Annotated in this window: 7 protein-coding genes, 1 other RNA gene and 3 pseudogenes; 1 reads left to right on the top strand and 10 read right to left on the bottom strand. The window is 41.4% G+C overall.

The features are described 5' to 3' along the window. Positions 1–7: 7 nt before the first annotated feature. The 10 genes and pseudogenes from PN838_RS00555 to PN838_RS25855 form a co-directional block, all read right to left on the bottom strand. Positions 8–445 (bottom strand): ATP-dependent nuclease, encoded by a 438-nt coding sequence (locus PN838_RS00555; RefSeq protein ID WP_272179432.1) that lies wholly within the window; start codon positions 443–445, stop codon positions 8–10. 8 nt (positions 446–453) lie between these two features. After that, positions 454–1,305: an ATP-dependent nuclease gene (locus tag PN838_RS00550; protein ID WP_272179431.1), complete on the bottom strand. Its 852-nt coding sequence runs from the start codon at positions 1,303–1,305 to the stop codon at positions 454–456. 501 nt (positions 1,306–1,806) lie between these two features. Beyond that, positions 1,807–4,727: pseudogene (gene gcvP / locus PN838_RS00545) on the bottom strand (aminomethyl-transferring glycine dehydrogenase). A 271-nt stretch (positions 4,728–4,998) separates the two neighbouring features. Next, complete coding sequence (gene gcvH / locus PN838_RS00540) at positions 4,999–5,388, bottom strand: glycine cleavage system protein GcvH (protein WP_215964921.1); 390 nt, start codon at positions 5,386–5,388, stop codon at positions 4,999–5,001. 219 nt (positions 5,389–5,607) lie between these two features. After that, complete coding sequence (gcvT, locus tag PN838_RS00535) at positions 5,608–6,693, bottom strand: glycine cleavage system aminomethyltransferase GcvT (protein WP_272179430.1); 1,086 nt, start codon at positions 6,691–6,693, stop codon at positions 5,608–5,610. Positions 6,694–6,868: 175 nt separating this feature from the next. Beyond that, entirely contained in the window at positions 6,869–8,080 is a 1,212-nt protein-coding gene (locus PN838_RS00530; RefSeq protein ID WP_272179429.1) for an FAD-dependent monooxygenase, read from the bottom strand. 32 nt (positions 8,081–8,112) lie between these two features. Beyond that, positions 8,113–9,066 (bottom strand): FAD-dependent monooxygenase, encoded by a 954-nt coding sequence (locus PN838_RS00525; RefSeq protein ID WP_272179428.1) that lies wholly within the window; start codon positions 9,064–9,066, stop codon positions 8,113–8,115. Next, on the bottom strand, positions 9,063–9,512 hold the full coding sequence (locus PN838_RS00520; RefSeq protein WP_272179427.1) for a Rossmann-fold NAD(P)-binding domain-containing protein: 450 nt from the start codon (positions 9,510–9,512) through the stop codon (positions 9,063–9,065). Before PN838_RS00520 ends, PN838_RS00525 begins: the two co-directional genes overlap by 4 nt. Before the next feature lie 175 nt (positions 9,513–9,687). Then, positions 9,688–11,010, bottom strand: a pseudogene (gene pepP / locus PN838_RS00515) (Xaa-Pro aminopeptidase). A gap of 24 nt (positions 11,011–11,034) precedes the next feature. Next, a pseudogene (locus tag PN838_RS25855) lies at positions 11,035–11,570 on the bottom strand (UPF0149 family protein). A gap of 283 nt (positions 11,571–11,853) precedes the next feature. Between PN838_RS25855 and ssrS the strand changes: the two are divergent. Next, positions 11,854–12,049, top strand: a non-coding RNA gene (ssrS, locus tag PN838_RS00500) — 6S RNA. Positions 12,050–12,101: the final 52 nt, after the last annotated feature.

Genomic DNA, 12,101 nt, shown 5'->3' with positions numbered 1-12,101 from the left:
TCAAGACTTAATTTTTTTCGTCCTGTCTCAAGAATATATTTGAATAGCGCAAGAATGCTGTACTACCTACATTTACAATAGACACACCATGCTGTGAAAGCTCACGACCTAATTTTTTGGCAAAAGAAGGTAACATAATATTTTCAGCATCCCCTTCGACTAGAATCACTCCATTGGCAAAAAACAAGTTAGACTTAGTTGAGTCAAGAAAACGCTCCAGAAATGAATAATCCCCCTCTCTCAGCTTTGTATACTCTTTGCCCATTGGGTATAAACATCCATCTTTGCATAGTACTAAGTTTTTCAATTTGACTTTAGACGCTAAACTCGTGCTATGAGTTGTGAGTATGAACTGAATTTTGTTCTCTTCACATATATTTTGAATAGCCTCAATCAACCTGATTTGTGTTTGTGGATGCAAATGAGCTTCAATCTCTTCGATCAACCCTAACTTCAAGCCCTGATAGTTGCTTTTTTCAGTAATAACAGCTCTGCGGCTATATACAAAAGGTTATGGGAACCAAGACCTTGATTGTTGTTTTCAGATACTGATTGGTTGAATAATCTTAGTGATAACTTTTCTAAAACCGATTTGAGGGAGCTATCACTTACATTAAACCTTGAGTTGAGCTTATTGTTTTCAAGAGAAAACTCATCTAGATATGTGTTTATGTCTAAAAGCAACTCTTTGCCATCATGAGTTGTAAAGAATTTTTCGATAGCCTTATTCGTCAAGGACATTATTCGAAGTAAGCGATGGTTTTCTTCATCCTCGAAAACATCATGGTTATAAAGAATTTGAGATAAACGAGATCCCTTTTTCGGTGTTAGTTCGCTTTCAGCATCACGTAGTGGCTTGAGATATGTTGCCCTGAGCAAATCACGAGCTTCACCATTAATTGCAACTCCTTCATCATCACTACCAGCCTTAACATCGTAAAAGACCCTGCCAGTTTTCCTTGATGCTGAGATCCATACCTTCAAGAAGTAATTTTTGTCTTCATCAGTACCAAGCCATTCAATAAAGTGCTTTGCTTCGTGCTTATCAAAGCCCTTAAAGGTGCATTCCACACGGAATTCAGTGGCTCGATGTGATTCATCTTTGCTTGAGTCTAAATAAAAGTCTTCTACGCACGGTCTTAAATACTCATAACTTTGAGTGTTCAACACATACTTAATAGCATCTACAATCGCCGTTTTTCCTGAGTCATTTTCCCCAACCAATAAATTTAGGCCAGAGTTGAACTCAACCTCTAACTGTTCATACCTTCTGAAATTTTCCATTTTCAAACAATGTAAATACATTTTTATACCCAATCAACAAACGAAAAACATACCCTTAATCTATATCGCTACAATGTTCTTTTATAAATCATAGGGTTACACTACAGATTAGTTTATCATGTAAACTTAGCTGCATATAGTGTGTTAGTTGAGATGTGTACCACTTTAAATTTACTTAAAGAGAGCTTTTCCCATAACTCTGTTAATTCATGGACAGCTAAGTAACAAGGTAGATTACACGCTTTTATCCAGAAATGAGTTACCGTGAATGATCGCATTTCGCTCAGTAGGACTCGGCAGATCAACTACAAGCTAATACTCATTAATGTATAACTTCTTTCATCTTAAAACTTTCCCTAACAATATGAAGTACTATCGGCTTCAAAAACGCATAAGAAAAAAGGCGATCCATTTCTGGGTCGCCTTTTAAAAAATAATGTTGAGTCTAATTAACCAACTTAATTGAAATAACCATCTTAGTTAAATCGTTAACCAACTTAGTTAATTATCCTCACATATAAACTAATCTTCTCTGTACGTATCCAGCGGAGGGCACGAGCAGATGAGGTTACGGTCACCGTATACGTCGTCGATTCGAGTTACCGTTGGCCAGAATTTATTTTCTTTAACCGCGGCGCATGGGAATGCGGCGTAGTCACGGGCGTATGCTCGGTTCCACTCTGGGTCTAGTACATCTTCAGCTGTGTGCGGTGCAAATACTAATGGGTTGTCGTCGACAGTCCATTGGCCGTTTTCAACTTTCGCGATTTCTTCACGGATGGCAATCATCGCGTCAACAAAACGGTCTAGTTCTACTTTTGCTTCTGACTCAGTTGGTTCAATCATTAACGTGCCCGCAACTGGGAACGACATGGTTGGTGCATGGAAGCCGTAGTCGTTAAGACGTTTAGCGATGTCCATTTCTGTGATGCCTGAGCTTTCTTTAAGTGGACGAATGTCGATAATACATTCGTGCGCTACGCGGTTATTACGGCCGCGGTACAATACTGGGTAGTGTTTGCTTAATCGTTCCATTACATAGTTGGCGTTTAAGATAGCCACTTCTGTTGCTTGGCGTAAGCCATGTTTACCCATCATGGCAATGTAGGCCCATGAAATTGGTAAGATGCCCGCAGAGCCATATTGTGCAGCAGAAACCGCACCGTTTTCTGTTCCCACGTTGTCGACATTGTTGTCGCCAAAAAATTCAACTTTGCTCACGACGTGGTTTGGTAAAAATGGTGCTAAATGCGCTTTAACGCCAATTGGTCCCATACTCAGGCCGCCGCCACCGTGTGGAATACAGAAGGTTTTGTGTAAGTTTAAGTGGGAAACGTCGGCACCGATAAAGCCAAGGTGAAGTTAAGCCAACCTGGGCGTTCATGTTTGCACCGTCAAGATAAACTTGACCGCCAAACTGGTGAACAATTTCACATACTTCTTTAATGGTTTCTTCGTATACACCGTGAGTTGACGGGTACGTGATCATGATGCAAGACAGCGCATCAGCGTGTAATTCCGCTTTTGCTTTTAAGTCTTCCATGTTGACGTTACCGTCAGGTAAACATTCAACAACAACCACTTTCATGCTGGCCATTTGCGCAGATGCAGGGTTAGTGCCGTGTGCAGAGCTTGGGATTAAGCAAATGTTGCGGTGATGATCGCCATTGCTTTCGTGATATTTACGAATTGCAATCAAACCGGCGTATTCACCCTGTGCACCTGAGTTAGGTTGCATAGAAATATTGTCGTAACCGGTTACGTCGATTAACCAATCTGACAATTCACCAATCATCTTACGGTAACCTAAAGCTTGGTCCGCAGGACAGAATGGGTGCAAGTTACCAAATTCTGGCCAAGTCACTGGGATCATTTCCGCAGTTGCGTTTAGCTTCATGGTACAAGAACCCAATGAGATCATTGAGTGATTAAGCGATAAGTCTTTACCCTCTAACTTACGGATATAACGCAACATTTCTGTTTCGCTTTGGTAAGAATTAAATACTGGATGCGTTAATACGTCTGTTTTACGAGCATATTCAGCAGGGATAGACGAGCTGTCTTGGGCAACAATTTGTGCGTCAATCACACTTACATCTAAACCGTGACCTTCGCCCAAAACAACATCAAACAACTCAAGTAAATCGGCTTGTGAAGTGATTTCGTTTAACGTTGCTGACAACTTGCCTTCAAGATCGGTACGGAAGTTAACTAACTTACCTTTAGCACGGGCTAAAATTTCATCTTTGTTTGGTGCCACAAATGTGATGGTGTCGAACCAAGTTGCATTAACAAGTGAAACGCCTTTAGCAGTAAGACCTGCGGCAAATATGTCTGCCATACGGTTAATGCGAGTTGCAATTGTTTTAAGGCCTTGAGGACCGTGGTATACCGCATAAAATGCCGCCATGTTGGCAAGCAAAACTTGAGCGGTACAAATATTTGAATTGGCTTTTTCACGACGAATATGTTGTTCACGGGTTTGCATTGCCATACGTAGGGCTTTGTTGCCGCGGCGGTCTTTAGACACACCAATGATACGGCTAAGGCAATGAACGTTTATGTTTGTCGCTTGTGGCGAAAAACGCGGCGTGTGGGCCACCATAACCCATAGGAACACCAAATCGTTGAGCAGAACCTAATACGGCATCTGCGCCTAAATGACCTGAGCCTTCTAATAATAATAAGCTCATGATATCGGCTGCAACTAATGCAACGGCTTTATTGGCTTGAACGCCAGCAATCAAAGGTTTGATATCGTTTACTTGACCTTCTGCACCTGTGTATTGGAACAAGGCACCGAAGATTTCTAATTCTGGGGCTTTTTCTGCTTTGTCGATGATTACGTCAAAACCAAACATTTCTGCACGGGTTTTAACAACGTCAATGGTTTGAGGGAAAACATCGTCTGCAATAAAGAAGCTATTGGCTTTTTTGGCTTTAGAAACACGTTTTGCTAGACCCATCGCTTCTGCTGCTGCAGTTGCTTCGTCTAATAATGATGCACTTGCTAAATCTAAGCCTGTTAAGTCGATAGTCATTTGTTGGAAGTTCAACAACGATTCTAAACGACCCTGAGCAATTTCAGGTTGATAAGGCGTATACGCTGTATACCATCCTGGGTTTTCCATAACGTTACGTAAAATAACGTTAGGAACCGACACTGGGTGGTAACCTAAACCGATATAAGATTTTGCAACCTTGTTTTCACCAGCAACTTGTTTTAAATACGCTAACGTCTCTTCTTCTGTTTGCGCGTCGCCAATGTTCATATCTTTGTCTAAACGAATCGAACCTGGGACCGTTTGGTCAATTAGCTCATCCACTGAACTTACGCCTAACACTTGACACATTTCTGACTGGTCACTTTGGCTTGGACCAATATGACGGCGAATGAAAATGTCGTGTTGTTCTAGTTGCTGTAAGCTGGTTTTTTCGGTCATGGTAGTGCGACTTCCTAAAATTGCTGTATGTGTTGTAAATCGGCTTTGCGTTTTAAACACCATGTAAAGTGAAAGGTGCATAAATCGACAAATAGTACTTTTGCATTGAAACCGTTTTCTGGCCTAACCAAGCACCTAGACTTAAACGATTACAATTTGCGTTGCAGGATATGGTTTGTCTAAACAACCCATAAAACTGCAGCGCAAAAACAAAGAAGCCCCGTTACATTTCCTATAGAGATAAGTTAACGGGGCCTTTATTCATTTACGATTAGTCTTCGTCGATAGACTGAGCGTAACCTTCTGCGTCAAGAAGATCTTCTAGTTCAGAAGCGTCTTCCATTTTAATTTTGAACAACCAACCGTCACCGTATGGGTCGTTATTAACTGTTTCTGGAGAGTCTTCTAATTCTTCATTTACAGCAACAATTTCGCCCGCAACAGGAGCATAAATGTCTGATGCTGCTTTAACTGATTCTGCAACTGCACAATCGTCACCAGCGGCATATTCGTCGCCTACATCAGGCAAGTCAACAAATACCATGTCGCCCAAAAGTTCCTGTGCGTGCTCTGAAATGCCTACAGTAACAACGCCTTCACCTTCGTTACGAACCCATTCGTGAGACGAAGCATATTTTAAGTCCGATGGAATATTGCTCATTATTATGTTCCTTAGGATAGATAATTTAAGTTTAGTTATTTACAAATTTAGCCACATACCTTGGAAAAGATAATTGGTGTGCGGCTATACTTCAACCTGCAAACGATAATTTCTTTATAAAACGTCTAATTGACGTTCTTTTTGCTCTTATTTGTCGCTATTTTCTTAGTTAAGAACTCAGCCTAATCCAAGATGGCATAGCAACAAAAACGATAAAAATTAAAGTACTGATTTGCCGTTACGAACAAAGCCTGCTTTAACCACTTTAACGTCAACTAATTTTTTGCGCATTTCAACTTGTACGCTTTCACCGATAGCAACACCACTTGGCACACGGGCCATAGCGATTGAATAGCCTAACGTAGGTGAAAATGTGCCTGACGTTATTATGCCCTCGCCTGCTTCTGAAATGACTTTCAGGCCGCTGCGTAAAACACCTTTTTGTTCCATAACCAAACCAACTAGTTGCTCAGTCCCCGCTTCTTTCGCTTTCGTAATTGCATCACGACCAATAAAGTTACGGTCTTCAGGTTGCCAAGCGATAGTCCAAGCCATGTTAGCGGCAAGAGGCGAAACAGTGTCGTCCATATCTAAGCCGTAAAGGTTCATACCCGCTTCTAAACGAAGCGTATCACGGGCACCTAAGCCACAAGGTTTAACGCCAGCATCTAGTAGTTGTTGCCATAAGTTAGCGGCCATCTCTGGCGCTAACATAATTTCGTAGCCAGTTTCACCTGTGTATCCGGTTGTTGCAATAAACAAATCGCCAGCTTGAACACCAAAAAATGGCTTCATGCCTTCAACGGCTGCATTTTGCTCGTCAGTTAATAATGTGGCTACTTTTGCTTTTGCATTTGGGCCTTGAACAGCGATCATCGCCCAATCTGGTTGTTCTGTGATAGTGACCGAAAACGCTTCGGCTTGTTTATTGATCCAAGCTAGGTCTTTTTCACGAGTTGCTGAGTTTACAACTAAGCGGTAAAACGTTTCGTCAAAGTAATATACGATAAGGTCGTCAATTACGCCGCCGGCTTCATTTAACATTCCTGTGTATAAGGCTTTGCCCGGTACAGTTAATTTAGCAACGTCGTTGGCAACTAAATAGCGTAAAAACGATTTAGCGTCTGTCCCTTTAATATCAACAATGGTCATGTGAGATACGTCGAACATACCCGCGTCTTGGCGAACCGCATGATGCTCTTCAATTTGAGATCCGTAGTTGATTGGCATTTCCCAACCGTGGAAATCAACCATTTTGGCATTTGCTTCTACATGTTTATCAAATAAAACCGTTTTATTGCTCATATTCTCACCTAGTTTGAACCTTTCATCATGATTAATGATGAAAATAATTGTTCATTTTGTTAACCACAAAAATTACACGGGAATTGAAATTGCGGCAGAGTATAGACTAATTTAGACTTATTCTCCATAGCCTAAGCATTAGTAATACTTATCTGAAACATTACCGAATTTTGGTTTAGATGATTTCAACGGGCACCGCTAATGTCGGTAGGTTACCTTTCATTCCCATAGCGTTGAGTATAATTTCATGTTTCACCATTGGCATCGAATTAGTCATTGATAAACCGGCTGTACGGATCAATTTTTTTATTGGATTGTTGCCTTCAAACAACGACTTTAACGACTGCATCGCAAGAATAACCTGCTGCGCTTCCGCTTTTCGCCATCGCTCGTAACTACGTAATTGTTGGGTCATTTCAGGTAAATTTGCCACATCTACGCTTTGCAGTTGTTGCACCAAACTCGCCGCATCTAATAGGCCAAGGTTCATGCCTAATCCGGCTAATGGATGAATGGTATGTGCGGCGTCGCCCACTAAAACCACGCGTTTATCCAGCCATTGATTAGCATAACGCATTGTAAGTGGAAATGACTGGCGTTTGCTGTGTAAGCTAACCGGCCCAAGTACACTGTCTGTTGCGGCTGTTAATGCTCGAGAAAATTGCTCATCGTTGTCTGCCATTAATTTCTCGGCGTTTTCAGGTGATGTTGACCACACGATAGAGCACAAATTACTATTATAAAGTGGTAGCAATGCTAATGGCCCTTCAGGCAAAAATACCTGTCTTGCACAATGAGTATGTGGTTCAGTGGTTTTAATTGTGGCAACAATTGCATGGTGATCGTAATCAGAAAAAGTAATGGGTAGTTTTAGCAATTTTCGAATATTTGAATTAGCCCCATCGGCCGCAATAAGCAGTTTGGCTAATATAGGTGCGCCGTTTTCTAACGTCACTAATACATGTTCGTCACTGTTATGAATCGTTTGATATTTTGTCTCAAACAACAAGGTAATCTTATGATGTTGTTGCGCTGTATTAATTAATGCATTACGAATATTGGCGTTTTCGATAATATGCCCAAGACGCGGTTCAGAGACTTGTTCGGCATTAAAATTAATTCGCCCAAAAGAATCTTTTTCCCAAACGTCCATGTCTGAATAAGGTGTTAGTCGAGCACAATCCAAATGTTGCCAAACTTCTAAGTTCCTCAGGATCGCTTCGCTTGCGGGTGACAGCGCTGATACTCGCGTTTCAGGCGATGACAGTTTGGTTTCAGCCGCACTGTTATCTATTACCGTAACCGTAAAACCGGTATTGGCAAGGCCAAGTGCTGTCGTTAACCCTACACTTCCGCCACCGACGATAACGATGTCTGTTGAAATCATGCCTAAAATCCTACTCTGTTTTTGTTCTTGGGTTAATTTTGATCATGCGCTTGTTGTTCTTGAACTAACGGTTTTAACTGAGCTAATTGAGGCAATTGCGTGAGTTGCGGAATATTCTTTGCCGACTGACTGCCCATAAAGTGTAATGCTAACCACTGTTGTAGGGGATCAAATTTTTGCAGGGACATCAATCCAATAGTCCGGACAAATGCTGGCAAGCGCCCTTCCAGTCCAAATATTCGTACCAATGAATCTGTAAAAGTTGTGATCCGGTTTATGTCGTCCACCCGATTGTTTTGATATTGATTTAATAACCTAAAGCTACCGATGTCTTGTTTACTATCTAAAGCAACTTTAATTTCATTAACCAAAACCGCAATATCTCGCAATCCTAAATTAAACCCCTGCCCCGCAATTGGGTGAACGGTATGTGCCGCATTGCCTAACAAAACAACGCGATTGTGAGTTAAGTTTTGAGCTTTAGAGCAATACAGTGGAAAAGACGCCCGCTCGCCCGCTTCGATAATTTCACCCGCGGCAAAACCAAACTCAGCCTGCAACGCTTTGCAAAACTCAGTGTCTGTTAATTTTGAAATGTCGTCTGCTTTATCGTGGCTTTCGGTCCACACAACAGAGTATTGTTGCGGACCTATCGGTAACAGGGCTATTGGACCATGTGTGGTAAAACGCTCAAACGCAACAGCATCAACAAAGTCTTTACTCTCAAGGTTTGGGTGACGCAGCAATTTTGCAAACTTACCGTCTTTACCATCTGCACCTTGGGTTTTAATATTCGCCACAACTGCGGTTTGACTGTAATCCGCTGTATCGTTTTCAATGCCTAACAAAGATTTTGTGCTCGACATACCGCCTTCTGCCACGACTAACAACTTGGAATGCAATTCATTACCATCGGTTAACGTGAGTTTGGTGTAGTCACCCTGATGACAAATTGCGCTAATTTCGGTTTGCACAAACCAACTCATTTTTGTTCCGCCATTTGCGCCAATGTTTGCTGAAATATCTGTCCGATATTGCGCATTTCGGCTACATATCCCATGGCGGATAATTGGAAATCAGTGGCTTTTAAAATGGTTTTACCAATATGACCTTTGTCAGACGTAACAATAGTTTTAATTGGCCATGCGTGGGGTTTTAATCTTGGCCAAACGTGCCAATGTTGCAAGAGCTTTAACGAGCCGTAAGATAACGCGATGCAACGACCATCAAAGTTGTTTGTAAAGTTTAATTGAGGTTCGGTTTGCTGCGCTTCTAAACCAAATTGTGGTTTAGTTGTTGCGTTTGGGTCAACTATCGCAATGTTTAATTCCGGCGACTCCTGCCTCAAACCAATTGCAGTTAGCAATCCCGACAGTCCACCGCCAGAAATAACAACATCGAATATTTGAGGGTTTGATCCATTTTCTGTCATCGGTTTTATTTCAACTTTGTCCGTCGGCGTTAAATTTGTTTTCGGTTTCTATAACCTTGTCACGGTTTGCAATTAGTCCGTTCGTATTCAAAAAAACAACTTTGCATCATCAATTTATTGAGTGGTGAGATAAACGAAAAATGCTTAATCTCACAGCACATCAATAAAAGTAATCTTATTGCATTAACGCTTCGATCTCTTCAACAGATTTTGGCGCGGTAATCGTTAAGTTTTCATAACCGGTTTCGGTGATCAAAATATTATCTTCTATACGTATACCGATGCCGTGCCATTTTGGATCACAATTAGCTTCCGAATCGATATAAATGCCTTGGCTCAACCGTAAATACCATGCCTGCTTGCAACGGACGTTGAGCACCAGCTTGGTTATAGTCTCCAACATCGTGTACATCCAGGCCGAGCCAATGAGCTAATCCATGCATATAGAAAGCTCGGTGGGCGTTTTGTGAAATTAGTTGCGTGACATCGCCTTCTAAGATATTTAACTCAACCAACCCTTGGGTAATAAGTCGAACCGATAATTCGGTTAACGCTTTTAGTGTCGTACCCGGTTTGATGTTATTAATGACTTCAACCTGAGTATTTAATACTAATTGATACAGCGCTTTTTGTTCTGGTGAGAATTTACCCGATACAGGGAAGGTACGAGTAATGTCAGCCGCGTACCCCTGTAATTCACAACCGGCGTCTATTAAGACTAATGACCCAGACTCAATCACATCTTGGTTTTCAGTGTAGTGTAAGATACAGGCATTTTCGCCACCACCAACAATTGTGCCGTAGGCTGGGTGTTTGGCACCAGACATCGCAAATTCGTGATGAATTTCTGCTTCGAGTTGAAACTCAGTGACCGGTTGCTTTAACTTATGCAGGTTTGCCGCAAACAACATGGCGCGTTTATGGGCGGTAGAAGATATTACGCCGGCCCGTTTCATAACGGTAATTTCATCAGCCGACTTAAACAAACGCATCTCGTGAATAAGTGGTCGCGGATCGGATATTTGCGTTGGCGCATTCCAGCCTTTTTAGGCCCTGTTCGAAGTTCGTTTAACAAATCAAAAATACGTTTGTCGTTTGCTTCAGATTCACCCTGTGGCCAATACAAGATAGTGGTATTGTTTATAGCGGTAAATAACACACTGTGGAGTTTAGACTCATCAAACGTTTCGTCAAACTCAAATTGTTGCTTGGCAACTTCTGCACCAATACGACGGCCCTGCCAAATTTCAGCAACTTTGTCTTTAACCCGGCAAACCAGTGTTGAACTTGTTGTATCCAAAGACTTTTCTAAAACAAGCCACGCATCTGGCTCAGGAAAATTAGTGAGGTATTGAAAATCACTATTTTGTCTAAACGGAAACTCGGTATCGTTACTGCGTGTTAGTTCATTGGCGGCGGGTATTATGGCAACGCTGTTTGGCGCCATTTGGGCTAACAGACGATTGCGGCGGGTGACAAACTCACTGTTTGGTATCATAACGTTTTATTAACTCGTAAATAATTAGTGAAGGGTCTTTTTAGGCTCTGCGTCGTCTTGTAGTGGCTTACCAAACTCCTGATGGATTAACACAGCCGATATGCGAATAAACTCCACCACTTCGTAATAGTCGCCCTGACTTTCGTTTGTATCATCTAAATTTGGATCCATGCGCGTGATGTTAGTAAAGTCTTCAATAATTTCACGTACGTCATTGGATGCCATTTTTAAATCACGTTGATTCAGACCAAAACCCACTAAAAATATTGAACCCAGTTAATTAGCTCTTCGGCTTGCTCTGACAAAACCTCATCATCGTCAAGTAACATAAGTTCAAACGACATATCTTCCGAGGCCAATTGACTAAATATTGACTGGGTTAATTCTTCGCTAGACTTTTTTAATGAGCCTTTGATAGCCATACCATTGTTAAACAAGTCGGCTAAATGGGCTAAATAATCTTCCGAACCTTTAAACATGCCACCAGCGATTAACCCGGTAATTAAACCGTGTAGCTCACTCGCTGTCGCTGTGAAATCGTGTTCGTTTATTACGCTCATTAATTCCTGATGTTTCATATTATCTTCCAAAAAATTTAATACTTTAAGTGTAAAACAGATTTTGAATTTAAAGAAGTAGATTGCTGTGAATGTTGTTTTTCGTGTAAATAACGGGCAATAAAACGTCATCTTGAAAAATAAATGGCCAGTTGAATTTTATTTCTCTATTTTCCGTTGCAGCGCTTTCTAATCCTGTTATATTCCGCGACGCAATAAATTCTCTCTACAATGTTCGATATTGTTATTGGGCATTATGGAAATACTGGTTTATTGTTTGTTTTGGTTGCTTGTAGGGTGTTTGACAGAAAACTCATATCCCTGAGCCGATAATACTTACCTAGGAATGCATTTTCCGTTCTATTGCGCAAGCTCGGCTAGTCTTTGGCTAGTAATCGAGAAGCCTACGGAACAGAAATGTGCTCCGCCTTGAACAATTCGGCGTTCAAGGTTTTAGTTTTCATCGGCACCTTGGGGACCACCTAAAACAAAGACTTCCAACACATTTTTAAATAGAATTCCCACGCACCAAAA

It is taken from the genome of Psychrosphaera algicola, from assembly GCF_028401425.1.
In the GTDB taxonomy this organism is placed as follows: Bacteria; Pseudomonadota; Gammaproteobacteria; order Enterobacterales; family Alteromonadaceae; genus Psychrosphaera; species Psychrosphaera algicola.
This window is presented reverse-complemented; position numbering and strand designations above follow the sequence as displayed.

What these genes read in the sequence shown, in the direction of transcription:
- PN838_RS00550 (WP_272179431.1), bottom strand. Translation starts at nt 1,305, where the DNA reads ATGTATTTACATTGTTTGAAAATGGAAAATTTCAGAAGGTATGAACAG.
- gcvH (WP_215964921.1), bottom strand. Translation starts at nt 5,388, where the DNA reads ATGAGCAATATTCCATCGGACTTAAAATATGCTTCGTCTCACGAATGG.
- gcvT (WP_272179430.1), bottom strand. Translation starts at nt 6,693, where the DNA reads ATGAGCAATAAAACGGTTTTATTTGATAAACATGTAGAAGCAAATGCC.
- PN838_RS00530 (WP_272179429.1), bottom strand. Translation starts at nt 8,080, where the DNA reads ATGATTTCAACAGACATCGTTATCGTCGGTGGCGGAAGTGTAGGGTTA.
- PN838_RS00525 (WP_272179428.1), bottom strand. Translation starts at nt 9,066, where the DNA reads ATGAGTTGGTTTGTGCAAACCGAAATTAGCGCAATTTGTCATCAGGGT.
- PN838_RS00520 (WP_272179427.1), bottom strand. Translation starts at nt 9,512, where the DNA reads ATGACAGAAAATGGATCAAACCCTCAAATATTCGATGTTGTTATTTCT.